This is a genomic window from uncultured Roseovarius sp., assembly GCF_963972555.1.
In the GTDB taxonomy this organism is placed as follows: domain Bacteria; phylum Pseudomonadota; class Alphaproteobacteria; order Rhodobacterales; family Rhodobacteraceae; genus Roseovarius; species Roseovarius mucosus.
This window is the reverse complement of record NZ_CAXAUM010000002.1, coordinates 145,225-163,224: the sequence shown is the minus strand read 5'-3', so window position 1 is coordinate 163,224 and position 18,000 is coordinate 145,225. Positions and strand designations below refer to the sequence as shown.

Annotated in this window: 12 protein-coding genes and 1 tRNA gene; 10 read left to right on the top strand and 3 right to left on the bottom strand. The window is 56.9% G+C overall.

Annotated features, from left to right (window positions below; all coding sequences use genetic code 11):
- Window positions 1-89: 89 nt before the first annotated feature.
- Window positions 90-1,034, bottom strand: a complete 945-nt coding sequence (locus AACZ65_RS02580; RefSeq protein WP_339667771.1) for a hypothetical protein — start codon at window positions 1,032-1,034, stop codon at window positions 90-92.
- A gap of 304 nt (window positions 1,035-1,338) precedes the next feature.
- Here AACZ65_RS02580 and AACZ65_RS02575 point away from each other — a divergent pair, with 304 nt between their 5' ends.
- The 5 genes from AACZ65_RS02575 to AACZ65_RS02555 all read left to right on the top strand — a co-directional run bounded on the left by AACZ65_RS02575 (window position 1,339) and on the right by AACZ65_RS02555 (window position 8,149).
- Complete coding sequence (locus tag AACZ65_RS02575; protein ID WP_037276020.1) at window positions 1,339-2,496, top strand: NAD-dependent epimerase/dehydratase family protein; 1,158 nt, start codon at window positions 1,339-1,341, stop codon at window positions 2,494-2,496.
- A gap of 153 nt (window positions 2,497-2,649) precedes the next feature.
- Entirely contained in the window at window positions 2,650-3,390 is a 741-nt protein-coding gene (locus AACZ65_RS02570) for a phosphoadenylyl-sulfate reductase (RefSeq protein WP_339667770.1), read from the top strand.
- Between the two features lie 364 nt (window positions 3,391-3,754).
- Window positions 3,755-4,426 (top strand): sulfotransferase family 2 domain-containing protein, encoded by a 672-nt coding sequence (locus AACZ65_RS02565; protein ID WP_339667769.1) that lies wholly within the window; start codon window positions 3,755-3,757, stop codon window positions 4,424-4,426.
- Window positions 4,427-4,466: 40 nt separating this feature from the next.
- Complete coding sequence (locus AACZ65_RS02560) at window positions 4,467-7,799, top strand: glycosyltransferase (protein WP_339667768.1); 3,333 nt, start codon at window positions 4,467-4,469, stop codon at window positions 7,797-7,799.
- A 26-nt stretch (window positions 7,800-7,825) separates the two neighbouring features.
- The gene (locus tag AACZ65_RS02555; RefSeq protein WP_339667767.1) at window positions 7,826-8,149 is read left to right on the top strand and encodes a hypothetical protein; all 324 of its coding nucleotides are present in this window, start codon (window positions 7,826-7,828) and stop codon (window positions 8,147-8,149) included.
- Between the two features lie 546 nt (window positions 8,150-8,695).
- Here the strand turns inward: AACZ65_RS02555 and AACZ65_RS02550 are convergent.
- Window positions 8,696-8,781, bottom strand: a tRNA-Leu gene (locus AACZ65_RS02550).
- Between the two features lie 146 nt (window positions 8,782-8,927).
- Here AACZ65_RS02550 and AACZ65_RS02545 point away from each other — a divergent pair.
- Complete coding sequence (locus tag AACZ65_RS02545) at window positions 8,928-9,911, top strand: complex I NDUFA9 subunit family protein (protein WP_339667766.1); 984 nt, start codon at window positions 8,928-8,930, stop codon at window positions 9,909-9,911.
- 3 nt (window positions 9,912-9,914) lie between these two features.
- Here AACZ65_RS02545 and AACZ65_RS02540 read toward each other — a convergent pair whose 3' ends face one another.
- Window positions 9,915-10,718, bottom strand: a complete 804-nt coding sequence (locus AACZ65_RS02540; protein WP_339667765.1) for an undecaprenyl-diphosphate phosphatase — start codon at window positions 10,716-10,718, stop codon at window positions 9,915-9,917.
- Between the two features lie 217 nt (window positions 10,719-10,935).
- Here AACZ65_RS02540 and AACZ65_RS02535 point away from each other — a divergent pair, with 217 nt between their 5' ends.
- The 4 genes from AACZ65_RS02535 to gltB all read left to right on the top strand — a co-directional run bounded on the left by AACZ65_RS02535 (window position 10,936) and on the right by gltB (window position 17,860).
- The gene (locus tag AACZ65_RS02535) at window positions 10,936-12,369 is read left to right on the top strand and encodes an NAD(P)-dependent oxidoreductase (RefSeq protein WP_339667764.1); all 1,434 of its coding nucleotides are present in this window, start codon (window positions 10,936-10,938) and stop codon (window positions 12,367-12,369) included.
- Between the two features lie 120 nt (window positions 12,370-12,489).
- The gene (locus AACZ65_RS02530; RefSeq protein WP_339667763.1) at window positions 12,490-12,900 is read left to right on the top strand and encodes a GFA family protein; all 411 of its coding nucleotides are present in this window, start codon (window positions 12,490-12,492) and stop codon (window positions 12,898-12,900) included.
- Window positions 12,897-13,322 (top strand): GFA family protein, encoded by a 426-nt coding sequence (locus tag AACZ65_RS02525; RefSeq protein ID WP_339667762.1) that lies wholly within the window; start codon window positions 12,897-12,899, stop codon window positions 13,320-13,322. Before AACZ65_RS02530 ends, AACZ65_RS02525 begins: the two co-directional genes overlap by 4 nt.
- A 5-nt stretch (window positions 13,323-13,327) precedes the next feature.
- A complete protein-coding gene (gltB, locus tag AACZ65_RS02520; protein WP_339667761.1) occupies window positions 13,328-17,860 on the top strand; it encodes a glutamate synthase large subunit in 4,533 nt (1,510 codons plus the stop codon).
- Window positions 17,861-18,000: the final 140 nt, after the last annotated feature.

Below are 18,000 nucleotides of genomic sequence, written 5' to 3'. Positions count from 1 at the left end.
CCGCTTTCGTGAAGACTCGGAAAGGGTGAATGTTTTCCGATTTTTTCCTGAATTTGCGTGAAACGCTCCACCAAACGCAAAGGGGCACGCTACCGCCTAAAAAGTCTAATGATAGCGCGCGCAGGAGCGGTTATACGCCATGAGGTCGAAGTGTAGACTGATTGGAGTGCATAAGTCAGTTCTTCTACGCAGCGCTGATACTCCGTCTCAAGATCTTGTTTCGCGCTCTCGATTACCCGCCTTTCCAACACAGCATTCTGGTGATCACGGTCTAAGGCAAGAAGGGCAGCTTCGAGATCGACTACCTGCTCCTGCAACTTGGAGCCAATATGTTTTTCATTCTCTAGTTCGGTATGAAGTTCTTCTACTTGGCCTTGCGACTCCGGGCACCGTTCCGCCAGCGTCGCCAATTCTTGAAGGTCTGCCTCAAGCCGAATTATGGTTTCCTGAGCCTGGCGCTCTGATATGAGTTGAGCGCTCAATGCCGACGCTAGAGCTTCTAGAGCTTCAGTATTGTCAGGCGTGTCAATAAACCCGCCACGGGTTGCAGCCTTTAGCTCTTCGGCCAACTCCCGAGTGGTAATATCCAAATCCAGTAGAAGTGCAGCTAGAGGTTCAAAGGTCTTGGCTCGTGCGGACCAATTCTGACACTTGGGCAGGGCTGTAGATTTTACTGCCTCGCCAAATGCCGCTTTCGCCTCAAGGTTGGGATTCTCCTCGTCGGGCGCTTCGAAAAAACTCATCCGGCGGCGGTACTTTCGCTGAAGTTGCAGCAAACTTGCTACGATCTTAGTCCAACCAGTCAAAGCATCAGCCGTGCTTGCGCTGGCGCTTAGCTCTGCCCCCAGAGCCTGAACCGGTGGCCGATAAAGTACTGACAGGTTTGAATCAGGCTTTTCCCGCAGAATAGAAGCCGCTTCGGATACGGTACAGGCGATTAACTTATCAGGTGTTCCAGTACTGGCAAAAATGCAAAAGCCATATCTGGACAAAGTGTCTTCGTTGTTGAGGAACGATGTCCAGTTTTTGTCCATGGTGTTGCCTACTCTCTTCGTTTGGGTGTCAAAGCCTAGTTCGGTGTATTGCTTTCTTTTATGAAGCAGCAAGACTATCTGGCGCAATGAGCGTTTCGGATGGTTGCCTCTCGAACTCCGACTCGTGCCTTGGATTTGTCGACCGCAAGTATCAAAACTGCGCTCACTTTTGCAGCCATTCGGTCTGCGTAGATAAAATCTAGCGCCAGCCTGTACGGCAGTTGCATTTAATTTATCGCTTTTGCTTTTAGCGTTGACTTGCTAATGCCCGTCCAAGACGGCAGTTGCAAAAAGGGAAATTGACATGAAAGTGATCATTCTGGGCGGGGACGGATTTTGTGGCTGGCCCAATGCATTGTATCTCTCCAACCGAGGGCATGATGTAATCATCGTCGACAATTTATCGCGTCGGAACATTGATGTTGAGCTAGAGGTCGAAAGCCTTACCCCGATTCGCCCTATTGGGGAACGGATTCGTGTCTGGAAAGAGTTGACCGGCAAGGAAATCAAATTTCATAACTTCACAGTAGGCGAGAATTATCATCGACTCCTGACGCTATTCAAAGAAGAACAGCCCGATGCGGTAATCCATTTCGCTGAACAGCGCGCGGCACCCTACTCGATGAAATCGAGTTATCATAAACGGTACACCGTCAACAATAATCTCAATGCAACCAATGACGTGTTGGCCGCAATCGTGGAATCCGATCTGGATATTCATCTTGTGCACTTGGGCACGATGGGCGTCTATGGCTACGGCACCGCCGGCATGAAGATCCCCGAGGGTTATCTCAAGGTCAAGATCGACACGCCCGAGGGCGAGGCTGAGCAGGAAATCCTGTATCCGACCAACCCCGGCTCTATTTACCACATGACCAAGTCGCAGGATCAGCTGTTCTTTCACTTCTACAACAAAAATGACCAGGTCAAAATCACCGATTTGCACCAGGGAATCGTCTGGGGCACCCAGACAGCAGAAACACGGATGGATGAGCGGCTGATCAACCGGTTCGATTATGACGGAGATTATGGCACTGTTTTGAACCGGTTCATTATGCAGGCAGCTGTGGAATATCCGATGACAGTACATGGCACAGGTGGACAGACCCGTGCGTTCATACACATTCAGGATACGTGCCGCTGCATCGAACTTGCGCTGGAGAATCCTCCGCAAAAGGGAGAGCGCGTGAACATCCTCAACCAGATGACCGAGACCCACAGGGTGCGCGATCTGGCGCAGATGATTCACGACATGATGGGTGCCGAGATCGCATACCTTGAGAATCCCCGTAATGAGGCGGCAGAAAACGATCTGCATGTGGCCAATGACCGCTTTCTCGGTATGGGTCTGGAGCCAATCAAACTCTCCGAAGGCGTGATGGACGAGGTACGTGAGATTGCGCAGAAGTATGCCGATCGGTGCGACAAGACTAAGATCCCTTGTGTGTCGCTCTGGCGCTAACCGATAGACTGAAGACCCAGATTGCCCAGTTTTTGGGCAATCTACACCCACCAAGACCGTGGACCCAGTTTAAGATTGATCCTGCTGCACTGCGGCAATATCAACGATTTCGATCAGATGAGGAATCTGTCCCCGCATCGGCAGGGAGAACCAATGGTACCTTTGGAGACCACAGCCAGGCTGGAAATGCGCAAGCGTGCGCAAGAGTTGACTGCCAGGCATGAGGGGCTGAGAGCCGAACAGGTTCTGAAGGAGGTCATCCGCCGGGACTTCCCAGGCCGGATCGGGCTTGTGTCCTCGTTCGGCGCAGAGGCAGCAGTACTCTTACACATGGTGGCGCGGATCGATCCCTATGTGCCGGTGATATTTCTAAACACTTGGAAGCATTTTCCCGAGACGCTTGACTATCGTGACCGGCTGATTGCTGATCTAGGTCTGTGCAACATCCAGACTGTACTACCGCGTCCCGACAGCCTGCGAGCCGAGGACCCCGATGGCACATTGTACGTGCGCAATGCCGACCTGTGCTGCCATGTGCGCAAGACACTGCCGATGATTAAGGCGCTGCGCGGTCTCGATTGCTGGATCACTGGGCGCAAGCGGGGACAGGCCGTAACCCGCTCCGACATGGAGCTCTTCGAGACACAGGACCGCTGGATCAAGGTAAATCCACTGATCGACTGGACACTCGACGATGTGGCCGCCTATTTCGCGGCCCATTCCCTGCCTGAACACCCGCTCAAGGCGCGGGGCTATCCGTCGATCGGATGTGCACCCTGCACCCGTGCGGTGCGTCCCGGCGAGGATGCGCGCTCAGGGCGTTGGGCTGACAGCGACAAGACCGAATGCGGCATCCATTTCGAGAATGGCAAAATTGTGCGGGGTCCGGTATAACCCGCAGCGATCACGTTGAGCATCCCGACTGCCTCAAAAATGCGCGATGCAAAAGACTAACCACTTGATACTTATAACAGGACGCATAACTCCATGACACATTCCCTGATCCTCGTCGGCGGCTTTGGCTTTGTTGGGCGAAACATACAGGACGCGCTGGCCGAGGATGAGAGATTTGCGCGTTCAGGCCGATAGTCATCGACGGTCTGTCTAATGCTTGCATGGAATATGAGGTCGACCTAGCCGCGACATATCAAGCCCGCTGCACAGGCCTTACTCGAGAGGCTGGACACGGGTAAGCACACCTTTGTTTTTCTCGTCGGAGAGAAGAACACGGAACTTGGAATTTAAATCGGAGACCAACATGATCATTTGCAACTCGAAAAATTTTATCTTTATTCACATCCCAAAAAATGGCGGGACTTCAGTAAGCAAGTGTCTAGAACGGAATTTGCGACCTCAAGACATATCGTTAAATCCAAACTTCGATGATGGTTGGGATAAATACGCTGAAAACTACAAAAAGAGATTTGGTCTTTTTAAGCATTCTCTTGCGAGAGACGTTGCAAAAGCCATGGGACCGGAAAGTTTCAAGGGATATTATGTCTTTACTTTTTCCAGAAACCCCTTTGCGCGGGCTTACTCGGCGTACACTTTCACGCTTAGGACTGATGCAAAATACAGACCTAATTCGGAGCGCTATCGAGAAATCAAGGACATGAGTTTTGAGGAGTTTCTAAAGAGCCGTTACGTCCAGAATCACGAACTTTTGCAGACAAAATTGCAGTCAAATTGGGTTAATGGATCGCCCAAACCGGTAGCAATTTACAGACTTGAAGAAGTCGAAGCTTCTTTGGTTAACTTGATGAAACGATTTTACGGCACAAATGATCATAAAGTCATTGTGCCCAAGGCAAATGCATTCAACGAACCTGATGCGTGGAAAAGAATGTCACCGGAAGCTGAAGAAATAATTCGCGCGCTCTATGCGGAGGATTTTATGACTTTCGGATATTCGGATCGTATTGAGAGATGAAAGGCGTACCTTGTTTTGAACGGAACCAAGGTGCGAGACTATGAATAAGACTATACCTAAAGCATTGGTCTCCCAAACCGATAAGTTTGTCGGCCGCCACACCCGCTATCCTGACCTGACTGGTAAGCGTCAGGCTGAGGGAGGCAAGCGCCTTCAAGGCGAAATCCCAGAAGGGCGGGAAGGCACGCCGCTGGTGACAATCATCACCGTATGCTGGAATTCGGCTAAGACGATCGAACAGGCCTTCCAATCAGTCCGCAATCAGACCTATTCCAACATCGAGTATGTAGTGGTCGACGGAGGGTCATCCGATGGCACGGTCGACCTTCTGAAAGCCCATGAAGACCTGATCGACTACTACGTGTCAGAACCGGACAAAGGGCTATATTTCGCTATGAACAAAGGGCTGGAGCTGGCCCGGGGCGATTACATCCTGTTTCTGAATTCCGACGACTGGTATGAACTGGAAACCGTAGAAAAGCTGGTTCAAGCCCATCAGGATAGTGGTTCCGATTTCGTTTCGGCCTTGGCCAACTACGTTGATGGCAACGGGCACTTCATCCGGGTGCAAGCACCATCGCCCTTCGATGCCGGGGTGGATTTCCGTATGCCCCTGCGTCATGAAACAATGCTGGTACCGGCATGGCTGTATGACGAATTTGGCCCCTATGACACATCCTATAGGGTGATTGCAGACCGGGTTTATACAGCGGGATTGTTCTGGAAGGGATACTCCCACTCCCTCTTACCCGAGCCACTGTTGAACTTTTCGATGGAAGGCGTGTCGAGCGTCAACCTCGACCAACTTTATGAAGAGCGTGAACGAGCACTGCGCGACCGTTACCCCAGCATGTCGGTGATGGCGATGCGTGACCTCACGGATCTCGAGCGGGTTTCGCCCGAGCGTCTGTGCGAAATTTCGCGCAATTATCGCAACCCGGAATTTCGCGCCGCCGCCACTGCCTATGCGTTGGATCGCGAGGCACAGGGCCACAAAGCCTGGCAGGACATAGATCTCAATGCCTTCTCCCCTACGCTGAAACCCCGCTCGGTCAATAATCAAGCCTCGGCCGCCGAACGCCGCGCCACTGACAGAAGACCCATCCCGACTGTCAGTGTGATTCTGCCGATCTACAACGCTCAAGAGACGTTGAGCGACTGCCTCAATAGCTTACTTGCCCAGACCCTTTCGGATATTGAGATCATCTGCATTGATGATGCCTCGCCGGACGGATCGGCTGCAGTCCTCGCCGATTATGCGCGTCGGGATAACCGCATCAGAATCCGCCGCAACGAAATTAACGTGGGCCTAGGGTCGACACGCAATCGGGGCATCGCTCTGGCCCGTGGAACGTACATCTTTCATATCGATCCAGACGATGTGATTCCGCCCGATGCGCTAAAGTCACTGGTTGAGCAGGCAGACAAAGATGGCGCCGACATGGTGCGGGGTGCTTTCATGCACGAACAGCTGTTGCTTGGGCAAGCATCCAAAGCCGTGCGCAAAGGGATTGATCCATCCGAAAGCCCTATCGTCAACACTTCCTTGGCCGCTCATCCAGACCTGCTGAAGTCGACTGAAGGGCACTGGTCGTATATTTACCGCACCAGTTTCGCAAAACGGGTGTTCTACCCTGAAGATTTGAAAATGGGGCAGGACAGTATTTTTCTTGTTCAGGCCCTCTGCCGAGCGCGAAAAGTCAGCGTGATCGCAGATGTCGTTTATAAGTATCGTGCAAATCCCAATAGTGCGATGAACGTGTTCAATTTTCGTAAATACCTTGACGAGATTGAGTGGCGGTATCGCGCTTGGACAGAACTGGTGGATAAGGAACACAGATCCCTCGGCGAACATCTGCTTTGCAACTATTGGAACATGAGGTTTTTCGAAACCCTGGATAGCCGGTTTGACGCCACGCAGAAATGCGATTTCTTCCGCCGCCTCGCCTATGCGTTTCAGGCTGCGGGAAATGGAGACCTTTCGAAAACCCGCAACTCAGCCCTTAGCTCATACTTCAAAGAGCGTCTGAACCATTTTGCTAAGATACCAGCGCGACAGAAGAAAACCGCCCAGATTAATGATACCTTGCGTATCGCCGTTCTCTCATCCAGCGACCATGGCGGTGCCGGTCTGGCTTGTTTGCGCAGCGTTGAAGCGCTACGGGCAAGGGGACATGAGGTGACGCTATACACTGTCTTTCCCCGCAAGAATGCGCCTTATATCTGGCGTGTGCCGATCAAAAGTGCTCATCATGCCATGGGTATCGAGGAAGAAACCCTTCGCAGTTCTTGGCGACGCATGGGTGTATTGAACCGGCAGGAAGAACCCGCTCTTTCCGCACGAGAGCTATTTTCGAAAACTGGCAGCGTCGTCGACCCCACCGCTCTAGGAGCCGTGATCGCCAATGCCGATATCGTGCATCTTCACTGGGTAGTGGGAATGCTCGACTATGATCGGATTGCCGAGTTGCTACGGGACAAACCCGTGGTCTGGACCTTACACGACATGAACTCGATCACCGGCGGATGTCATTATTCAGAAGGCTGTACGGGCTATGAAAAGGAATGCGACAACTGTCCACTTTTGACGGGACCCAGTGATCTACCACATAAGGCTTGGAAGAAAAAACAGCAGGCATTCGCAAAAATAAAGTCGCTGGATGTAATCTGTCCGTCTGAGTGGCTGGCAGGATGTGTGCGGCAATCATCGTTGTTGGGGAATCGGCAAGTCCATGTCATTCCAAACCTTTTCCCGTCAGATGACTTTGAGCCCATTAATAAGATAGTCGCACGTCGCACCCTTGGGCTGCCCCTGAATAAAAAGCTGATCGTTTTCGGCGCTGATAGTCTGGACAACCGACGCAAGGGTGGAGACATCCTGCGCGCGAGCCTGAAGCATCTGCGTGTAATGCCTAGAATGGCGGATGTAGAAGTCGTGTTTTTTGGGGGTAGCCAGCTAGACCTTGATATGCCAGTTCATAGCATGGGCTATGTCAATGATCCACACCGCCTATCACTGATCTATGCTGCAGCAGATGTGTTTGCTTTCCCATCGCGCGAAGACAACGCGCCGCAGACCCTTATCGAAGCCATGATGTCAGGCACCACCGCAGTAGCCTTCCCGGTTGGAAACGTCATCGAACTAATTAAGCATAAAGACACCGGATATATCGCGCGCTACGAAGATGCCGAGGATTTTGCCAAAGGTCTGGTCTGGGCACTCGCAGCCCCGCGCTCGCAGGAGGCGCTTGCGCGTGGCTTGCGCAGCCACCTCGTGGCACGTACGCACAACGATCCTGCCACCGCAGTTGCCCGTCATCTTCGCCTCTACCAAGAGATTTTGGAGAGCACACAACAGCCCCCAGGGGCCTGACCACTATTCTAAAGAGGACTGTGGTTATGAAAATTGCCATTCTTGGCGCGTCTGCCAGCGCGCAAACCATAACACACAACACTGGCGAGGTCACCGGCTACGCAGAGGTGATGCGCCGCGAACATACGGGTGCACTCGGGACCTGCGTGATTAAACAGTTCACTTATCCTGGTAACCGTCTGTCTGATGGTGGATTGCTGCGATTATCCTTCGGTTCAGGTTGGCTCAGCAACCCGACCCTACCGAAAAACCCGATGGCCACCGACAGCTACACCACGACTTGGGACGTCACCGATCTTGTTACCATCGACATGGGCCAGCGCACGCTCGATAACAAAGGGGTTCCATAGGCCACTTTCATTGGCCAAGGTCAAGAATGTGGCGCGGAAACCGTACGCCGCCATCGCATGACCATCGTAAGCGCTTTGCGCGACCTCGTAGAGAGCCATTGACTATGTCGAAAATAACCGAGGAAGACCCCGCTGTCGTCTGACCTCCACCGCCCGGAATCGCGCGCCTGCGCTAGGCCAGCACGTCGTGATCGGCGTAGTCCATGATGTAGCGAGTTTCGGTACCTTGGGCCGGATTTGATGACCTTGAAAGAGCGCTCGATAGCCTCGACCGGCAACAACCAAGCCTACAAACCTAGTTCTGGTATTGCGCGAGAAATCGTTCAGCCTAGGGCGAATAGGCCGGGGCTGATGTTGCGTCCGCTTCGCGATGATGAGGCGGTGAAGATCATCCGCGCCCCATGCTGAAATCACAGCAGAATTGCGAACTGGGTTTCGCGCCAATGTTCAGAGATGACCAATGCACAAGGGGTGTATAACTAGGGGAATGCGACAAGCCCTCTTGTCACTTTTTTTGTTATAAAACAATAACTTATCTGTTTTATATGGTGCCCAGGAGAGGACTCGAACCTCCACGGCCTTGCGGCCACTGGCACCTGAAGCCAGCGCGTCTACCATTCCGCCACCTGGGCAGGTGTCGTGAGGCAGGCGTTTATCGCTCGGCTCGGATGGTGTCAACGGCGATTTTGTCGCTTGGCTGCAATTGCCTTATCGTCTTGTCCAAATCGCGCGAGAGCGATAGGAACGTGAGGATACGCGCATAGCCTCGGAGGCCCGAATGTCAAAGCTTGTCACCATCTACGGCGGATCTGGGTTCGTTGGCCGCTATATTGCGCGGCGCATGGCGCAGGCCGGTTGGCGGGTGCGGGTAGCGGTGCGGCGCCCCAATGAGGCGATGCATGTCAAACCCTATGGCGTTGTCGGTCAGGTCGAACCGGTGTTCTGCAACATCCGCGATGATGCCTCTGTGCGTGCCGTAATGCAGGGGGCCGATGCGGTGGTAAACTGCGTGGGCACCTTTGACCGCAAGGGCAAGAACAGCTTTGACGCAGTGCAGGACAAGGGCGCCACACGGATCGCTCGGATCGCCACAGAAGAAGGGGTGGCACATCTGGTGCATTTGTCGGCGATTGGGGCGGATGCCACGTCGGACAGCCACTATGCCCGCTCCAAGGCGGCAGGTGAGGCAGGTATTCTCAAGCATTTCCCGGACGCTGTGATCCTTCGGCCCTCGGTGATCTTTGGCCCCGAAGATCAGTTTTTCAACCGCTTTGCCGGGATGACGCGGCTGGGCCCCATTCTGCCCGTGGTGGGTGCCGACACGCGGTTTCAGCCGGTTTATGTGGATGACGTGGCACAGGCTGCGGTCATGGGGGCCATGGGCCGCACCGCGCCGGGCATTTACGAGCTTGGCGGGCCGGAGGCGATCAGCTTTCGTGACCTCATGCAGCAGATGTTGCAGGTGATCCGTCGGCGGCGCTTGATCATCAATATTCCCTTTGGAGTGGCCGCGTTGATGGCGGGGGCGATGGAACTGGCTCAGACAGTTACCCTTGGCCTTGTGCCGCCGCAAATCACCCGCGATCAGGTGCGCAGCCTGCGTCGGGATAATGTCGTGGCAGAAGGGGCCAAAGGCTTTGACGCGCTTGGCATCACGCCGGTTGCGGTTGGGGCGGTGTTGCCGGATTACCTCTGGCGGTTCCGTCCGGCAGGGCAATATGCGGCAATCAAGGAATCGGCCAAGAACCTTCGTGCGCGCTGACCCTTAGCTATAGGCGATGGCCAACAGGGCCACGCCAAGCACCATGCGATAGATCACATAGGGCGTAAAGCTGACGCTGCGCAGGAGGCGCATCATCAGACTGAGCGCCAAGAGCGCGGCGACAAAGGCCAATACGGCGGCAATCGCGCCGTCGTGGATCACGCCCATATCCGCCTGCATCGCCGCCTCTGCCCCCAGCAATACACCGCTGGCGATGATCGTCGGCACCGACATGAGCATCGAGAGGCGCGCGGCATCTCCACGCGCAAAGCCCATCACCCGTGCCCCGGTGATGGTTATGCCAGACCGGGACGTGCCGGGAATGAGCGCGATGACCTGCCACAGACCCAGCAGAATGGCATCGCGCAGGGTCCAACCTTCGCTGGTTTTGACAGTTTCGCCTTTCTGATCCGCCCAATAGAGCAGCACGCCAAAGACAAGTGTGGCCCACCCGATCACCGCAATGGACCGCAGCGCGTCATTGAACCCAGACAGCTTGAGCAACAGGCCAGCGAGCATCACTGGAACCGCCGAAACGATCAAAAGCAGCGCAAGCCGCGCGCCGGGTGTGTCAGCGCGGCCCGTGATGAGGCGAGGCAGGCCAAGGATCGCACCGCGCAGGTCGGACCAGAAATAGAAGATCACGGCAAAGAGAGTACCCACATGCACCGCCACGTCAATGATCTGGCCTTGATCCGGGATGTGCAAAAGATTCGGCAACAGGATCAGATGACCAGACGAGGAAATCGGCAGGAACTCGGTGATTCCCTGCACGATGGCGACAAGAAAAATGTGAAAGAGCGCCATGCTGCCTGTCCCGAGTCTGTTTTTGAAATCGTATAAAGCATTGGCACAAAAAGGCAAAGTTGATTGTAGGTCCGAATCGGTATTAATTTATGAAAAAATACTGAACAATGCAGACGGATGGTTTGAGAATAATTCATAATAGGTCATAGTTTATGACTTTTAATCCAGAAGGGACTGCTGTAAACCTGCGCGACCAGTTGACTCGGGAGGAAAAGCCGTGGCCAAGCAACCCATGCTGAAATTCGTGACCGTTGAGCGGGACATGCCCGAGAAACGTGGCGCGGAGGATCGGCGGCAGGATTTCCATGAAATCTACGCCGAATTTGCAGATGCCAAGGCCAAGGAACAGGCCGGACGGTGCAGCCAATGCGGCGTGCCCTATTGCCAAAGCCATTGCCCATTGCACAACAACATCCCCGACTGGCTACGCCTGACGGCTGAGGGACGGCTGAAGGAAGCTTATGAAATCAGCCAGTTGACCAATACTTTCCCAGAGATTTGCGGGCGTATCTGCCCTCAGGACCGGCTCTGCGAAGGCAATTGCGTGATCGAACAGTCGGGCCATGGCACGGTCACGATCGGCGCGGTCGAGAAATACATCACCGACACTGCCTGGGAAGAAGGCTGGGTTGAAACCATCACGCCGAGCGTCGAACGTGTTGAATCCGTTGGAATTATTGGCGCGGGCCCCGGTGGTCTTGCGGCGGCGGATGTGCTGCGGAGGGCAGGGGTGCAGGTCACGGTTTATGACCGCTATGACCGGGGCGGCGGCTTGCTCACCTATGGCATACCCGGCTTCAAGCTTGAAAAGGACGTGGTCATGCGCCGGGTCGAACAGCTTGAGCAGGGTGGCGTGAAATTCGTGCTCAATTGCGATGTGGGAACGGACATCAGTTTTGACGAAATTCGCAAGAAACACAACGCCTTGCTGATTGCCACCGGGGTCTACAAGAGCCGTGATCTGGAAGGACCGGGGGCCGGCGCCAAGGGGATCGTGCGGGCAATTGATTACCTGACGGCGAGCAACCGGGTGTGCTTTGGCGATCAGGTGCCGGAATATGAAAGCGGCGAATTGAACGCGGCGGGCAAGCGCATTGTTGTGGTTGGCGGCGGCGATACCGCTATGGATTGTGTGCGCACGGCCATTCGGCAAGGGGCCAAATCGGTCACATGCCTCTATCGGCGTGACCGCGAGAACATGCCCGGCAGCCAACGTGAAGTGGCCAATGCCGAGGAAGAAGGCGTTAAATTTGAATGGCTTAGCGCGCCTGTCGGCTTTGTTGGTGATCCGGTGACAAGCGTCAAGGTGCAGAAGATGCGTCTTGGTGCGCCGGATGCCACGGGGCGACAGAGCCCGGAGCCGATTGAGGGCGCAGTCGAGGATGCGCCTGCCGATCTGGTGATCAAGGCGCTTGGATTTGAGCCTGAGGACTTGCCAAGCCTTTGGAATCAAAAAGAATTGGAAGTCACTCGTTGGGGTACGGTCAAGGCGGAATTCACCACCGGGCAGACCGCGATGGAGGGTGTTTTCGCGGTAGGCGACATCGTTCGCGGCGCATCGCTCGTGGTCTGGGCAATCCGTGACGGGCGCGATTCGGCGTCGGCGATTCTCGACTATCTGGGCGGCGCGCAGGCGGTTGCAGCGGAGTAGCGGTATTGCGTCGGTATCACGTCGGTATTCCGCCGGTGCCCCGGCGGAGCGTGACGAGACAATAAGACAGACAATCTGACTCACCGGGTAAAGGAAGGGTGAAGACAAGTGACAGGACCAATGACAGGACATTGCCTGTGCGGCGCGGTGACAATCACCGTGCTGTCGCATGCCGGTGCCGTCAGCGCCTGTCACTGTTCTATGTGCCGCCGCTGGAGCGGTGCCGCGATGTGGGTTCTGGAGGCTCCTGTGGAATCGGTCGAGGTTGCAGGGTCGGTGCAGCGCTATCGCTCGTCGTCTTTTGCCGAGCGGGCCTGGTGCGGCGCTTGCGGAACGCAACTTTGGATCAAAGACGATGACGGACCCTACGAACTGATGCCGGGATTGTTCGACGATGCGCGGGACCTGAGCCTGTCGCATGAGATCTACGTGGATCAGGCATTTGTCTCTGTCACGCTGTCTGGCGGGCATCGACGCATGACGCAGGCCGAGTATGAGGCGGCCGAACGGCATGTGGGGGGTGAGAAATGAGCGGGACCAAACGGATCGAAGGCAAGTGCCTGTGTGGCGCGGTGACAGTGAGCGCCTTGGTCGAAGAGCCCAACCTGCGCGCCTGTCACTGTGAAATGTGCCGCAAGCACACCAGTGGCATGTTCATCTCGGTGTCCACTCTACCCGGCAGCGTCGAGGCCACCGGCCCGTACACCTCTTTTCCGTCGTCGGCATGGGCGGAGCGCGGGTTTTGTCAAACCTGCGGATCGACGCTTTGGTACGGGACGGTTGCGGATGGTGTGCGCCACCCGTCGGCAGGATTGTTCGAGGACGCCGCGGGTGGCGAGATGACGCTCGAATTCTATGCCGACAAGTGCCCGCAGGGATACGAACTGGCCGGTGAGCACCGGAAACTGACGACAGAAGAAACCGAAGCGCTGTTTGCGCCGAATGAGGAGTGATCGCGATGTCAAACTTCGATAGCAATTGGGCGGCACGCGAGGCAGCCAAGCGCACTTGGATGGCTGAGAACGGGATGTATGCCGAGGAAGAGGAACATTCCTCTTGCGGCGTCGGTCTGGTGGTGTCGATTGACGGCAAGCCAAGCCGAAAAGTGGTCGAGGCGGGGATCAACGCGCTCAAGGCGATCTGGCACCGGGGCGCTGTCGATGCCGATGGCAAGACCGGTGACGGGGCGGGTATTCACCTGCAGATTCCGGTGTCGTTCTTTTACGATCAGATTCGCCGCACAGGGCATGAGCCGAACGAGAGCCGCTTGGTGGCGGTTGGCCAAGTGTTCCTGCCGCGCACCAATTTCGGCGCGCAGGAGCAGTGCCGGACCATCGTGGAAACCGAAGTGCTGCGCATGGGCCATACGATCTATGGCTGGCGGCACGTGCCGGTGGATATTTCCTGTCTGGGCGAGAAGGCCAATGCAACCCGCCCCGAAATCGAGCAGATCCTGATTTCCGATGCCAAGGGGCTGGACGAGGAATCCTTTGAGCGGGAACTCTATGTCATCCGCCGCCGCATCGAAAAGGCGGTGCAAGCGGCCGGGATCATGGGATTCTACATGGCAAGCCTGAGCTGCCGCAGCATCATCTACAAGGGCATGATGCTGGCCGAGCAGGTGGCGGTGTTCTACCCCGACCTGATGGATGAGCGGTTCAAGAGCGCCTTTGCGATCTATCACCAGCGCTATTCGACCAACACCTTCCCGCAATGGTGGCTGGCGCAGCCGTTCCGAATGCTGGCGCATAATGGCGAGATCAACACGCTCAAGGGCAATACCAACTGGATGAAGAGCCATGAAATCCGTATGGCAAGCGGCGCCTTTGGCGATCTGGCCGAGGATATCAAGCCGATCATCCCGCAAGGATCAAGCGACAGCGCGGCGCTGGATGCCGTGTTCGAGGTGCTGGTACGCGCCGGACGGTCCGCGCCCATGGCCAAGACCATGCTGGTGCCGGAATCCTGGTCGAAGCAGGCCGAGGAATTGCCGCAGTCGTGGCGCGATATGTATTCCTATTGCAACTCGGTGATGGAGCCGTGGGATGGCCCTGCGGCGCTGGCGATGACCGATGGGCGCTGGGTCTGCGCCGGGCTGGACCGCAACGGCCTGCGCCCGATGCGCTATGTGGTAACGGGCGACGGGCTAGTGATTGCAGGGTCCGAGGCCGGGATGGTCCCGATTGACGAACGCACCGTCAAGGAAAAGGGCGCGCTTGGGCCGGGTCAGATGCTGGCCGTGGATATGACCGAGGGCAAGCTCTATCACGATGCCGAGATCAAGAACCGGCTGGCGGATGCACAGCCCTTTGGCGAGTGGGTCGGCAAGATCAACGAACTGGACGACGCGCTCTCGGGTGTGAGCGAAGCGCCGCTCTATACCGGGGCGGAATTGCGCAAGCGCCAGATTGCAGCCGGTTACAGCATCGAGGAACTGGAGCAGATTCTGGCCCCCATGGCCGAGGATGGCAAAGAGGCCGTGGCGAGCATGGGCGATGACACGCCGAGTGCCGTTCTGTCCAAGCAGTATCGCCCGCTGAGCCATTTTTTCCGGCAGAATTTCAGCCAGGTGACGAACCCGCCCATCGACAGCCTGCGCGAATACCGGGTGATGAGCCTCAAGACGCGGTTCGGCAACCTCAAGAACGTGCTGGATGAATCGAGCGCGCAGACCGAGATTCTGGTGCTCGAAAGCCCGTTCGTGGGCAACGCCCAATGGGCCGAGATGATCAAGCAGTTCAACGCCGATGTGACCGAGATCGACTGTACCTTTGCGCCCGGCAAGAACGCCCTGCAAGAGGGGCTGGAGCGTATCCGCGCCGAGGCGGAGGATGCCATCCGTTCGGGCACCGGGCACCTGATCCTGACCGATCAATACCAGAACGAAAACCGCATCGGCATGCCGATGATTCTGGCAACGAGTGCGGTGCATAGCCACCTGACCCGCAAGGGATTGCGCACCTTCTCGAGCCTGAACGTGCGGTCCGCCGAATGTATCGACCCGCATTATTTCGCGGTGCTGATCGGGGCGGGGGCAACGGTGGTCAACGCCTATCTGGCTGAGGACAGCATCGCAGACCGCATTGCGCGCGGCTTGATTGACGGCAGCCTGACCGAGGCGGTCGCACGTTATCGCGCGGCGATTGATCAAGGCCTGTTGAAGATCATGTCGAAGATGGGGATTTCGGTGATTTCCTCGTATCGCGGCGGTCTGAATTTCGAGGCGGTGGGCCTGAGCCGCGCCATGTGCGCGGAATATTTCCCCGGTCTGACCAGCCGCATCAGCGGCATCGGCGTGAGCGGGATTCAGGCCAAGCTGGAAGAGGTGCACAGCAAAGGCTGGCGCGGGACGCAGGATATTCTGCCCATCGGCGGATTCTACAAGGCGCGGAAATCGGGCGAAACCCATGCCTGGGGTGCGCAGACGATGCATATCCTGCAAACCGCCTGCAACAAGGCGAGCTATGAGCTCTGGAAACGCTACAGCGCCGCGATGCAGGCCAATCCGCCCATTCATCTGCGCGACCTGATGGCGATCAAGCCGCTGGGCAAGGCGATCCCGATCGAAGAGGTCGAGAGCGTGACCGCGATCCGCAAGCGCTTTGTCACGCCGGGCATGTCGCTGGGGGCGCTCAGCCCCGAGGCGCATAAAACGCTGAATGTGGCCATGAACCGGATCGGCGCGCGCTCGGACAGTGGCGAGGGTGGCGAAGACCCGGCGCATTTCACGCCGGAGGCCAATGGCGACAACCCGTCGGCCAAGATCAAGCAGGTGGCCTCGGGCCGCTTTGGCGTGACGGCGGAATACCTCAACCATTGCGAGGAGCTGGAAATCAAGGTCGCCCAGGGTGCCAAGCCTGGCGAGGGCGGGCAGTTGCCGGGGATGAAGGTGACGAAGCTGATTGCACGGCTGCGCCATTCGACCGAGGGTGTGACCCTGATTTCACCGCCGCCGCATCACGATATCTATAGTATCGAGGATCTGGCGCAGCTTATCTATGACCTCAAGCAGATCAATCCGAACGTGAAGGTTTGCGTCAAGCTGGTGGCGCAATCGGGTGTCGGCACAATTGCCGCCGGTGTGGCCAAGGCCAAGGCGGATGTGATCCTGATTTCCGGTCATAACGGTGGCACCGGGGCAAGCCCGGCAACGAGCATCAAATATGCCGGCCTGCCTTGGGAAATGGGGCTGACCGAGGCGCATCAGGTGCTGAGCATGAACAATCTGCGCGAGCGGATCACGCTGCGCACCGATGGCGGGCTACGGACGGGCCGCGACATCGTCATGGCGGCGATGATGGGGGCCGAGGAATACGGTATCGGCACGGCCGCATTGATTGCCATGGGCTGTATCATGGTGCGTCAGTGCCAGTCGAACACCTGCCCCGTTGGTGTCTGCACGCAGGACGAGGCGCTGCGCGCCAAGTTCACCGGCAATGCCGACAAGGTGGTCAACCTCATCACCTTCTACGCGCAGGAGGTGCGGGAAATCCTGGCCTCTATCGGCGCGCGCAGCCTCGATGAGGTGATCGGGCGGGCGGATTTGCTGACGCAGGTCAGCCGGGGATCGGCGCATCTGGATGATCTCGACCTCAATCCGATGCTGATCACCGTCGATGGGGCGCAGCATCAGCGCTATGACCGGCTCAAGCCGCGCAACGAGGTGCCCGATACGCTGGACGCCGAAATCGTGCGCGATGCGCAGCGGTTCCTGAACGATGGTGAGAAGATGCAGCTGCATTATGCGGTGCAGAACACGCATCGGACGGTGGGCACGCGGGTCTCGAGCCATATCGTGCGCAAGTTCGGGATGCGCAACAGCCTGCAACCGGATCACCTGACGGTCAAACTGACGGGGAGTGCGGGGCAATCGCTGGGCGCCTTTGCGGCCCCCGGCCTCAAGATCGAGGTGTCCGGCGATGCCAACGACTATGTCGGCAAGGGTCTGTCGGGGGGCACCATCGTGGTGCGCCCATCCATGGCGAGCCCGCTGGTCGCGGCCGAGAACACGATCATCGGCAATACCGTGCTCTATGGTGCAACCGACGGCTATCTCTTTGCCGCGGGTCGCGCGGGCGAGCGGTTTGCGGTGCGCAACTCGGGTGCGCGGGTGGTGATCGAGGGCTGTGGCAGCAACGGTTGCGAATACATGACTGGCGGTGTTGCGGTGATCCTTGGCGACATCGGCGCCAATTTCGGCGCGGGCATGACCGGCGGCATGGCCTATCTCTATGATCCGGAAGGCCGTGCGCCAACGCTGGTCAATGGCGAAACCCTGGTCAGTTGTGCCGTGACAGAGCCGCATTGGGAAGCCGAGTTGAAAGGCCTGATCGAGCGGCATGTCGCCGAAACCGGAAGCCGCCGTGGGCAGGATATCCTGCAATACTGGGACCGGGAGCGGGCGCATTTCATCCAGCTTTGCCCCAAGGAGATGCTCAACAAGCTGAGCCACCCTCTTGGCATGACGCCAGAGGCGATTCCGGCGGAATAGAGACGAAATCCGGGGGCACCGCCCCCGGACCCCCGGAGTATTTTCGCCAAGAAGAAAACAGCCTACGCCAAAGGTGTTTTGCCCAGGCGCAGGGAGCGCTATAGCTGGGCCATGGCACGCGCGCGCAAATCCGCCCCCTC

Excerpts from the sequence above, each read along its gene's own strand:
- AACZ65_RS02545 (WP_339667766.1), top strand. The coding sequence starts at position 8,928 with ATGTCAAAGCTTGTCACCATCTACGGCGGATCTGGGTTCGTTGGCCGC.
- AACZ65_RS02560 (WP_339667768.1), top strand. The coding sequence starts at position 4,467 with ATGAATAAGACTATACCTAAAGCATTGGTCTCCCAAACCGATAAGTTT.
- AACZ65_RS02565 (WP_339667769.1), top strand. The coding sequence starts at position 3,755 with ATGATCATTTGCAACTCGAAAAATTTTATCTTTATTCACATCCCAAAA.
- AACZ65_RS02570 (WP_339667770.1), top strand. The coding sequence starts at position 2,650 with ATGGTACCTTTGGAGACCACAGCCAGGCTGGAAATGCGCAAGCGTGCG.
- AACZ65_RS02525 (WP_339667762.1), top strand. The coding sequence starts at position 12,897 with ATGAGCGGGACCAAACGGATCGAAGGCAAGTGCCTGTGTGGCGCGGTG.
- AACZ65_RS02540 (WP_339667765.1), bottom strand. The coding sequence starts at position 10,718 with ATGGCGCTCTTTCACATTTTTCTTGTCGCCATCGTGCAGGGAATCACC.
- AACZ65_RS02575 (WP_037276020.1), top strand. The coding sequence starts at position 1,339 with ATGAAAGTGATCATTCTGGGCGGGGACGGATTTTGTGGCTGGCCCAAT.
- AACZ65_RS02580 (WP_339667771.1), bottom strand. The coding sequence starts at position 1,034 with ATGGACAAAAACTGGACATCGTTCCTCAACAACGAAGACACTTTGTCC.
- AACZ65_RS02530 (WP_339667763.1), top strand. The coding sequence starts at position 12,490 with ATGACAGGACATTGCCTGTGCGGCGCGGTGACAATCACCGTGCTGTCG.
- gltB (WP_339667761.1), top strand. The coding sequence starts at position 13,328 with ATGTCAAACTTCGATAGCAATTGGGCGGCACGCGAGGCAGCCAAGCGC.
- AACZ65_RS02555 (WP_339667767.1), top strand. The coding sequence starts at position 7,826 with ATGAAAATTGCCATTCTTGGCGCGTCTGCCAGCGCGCAAACCATAACA.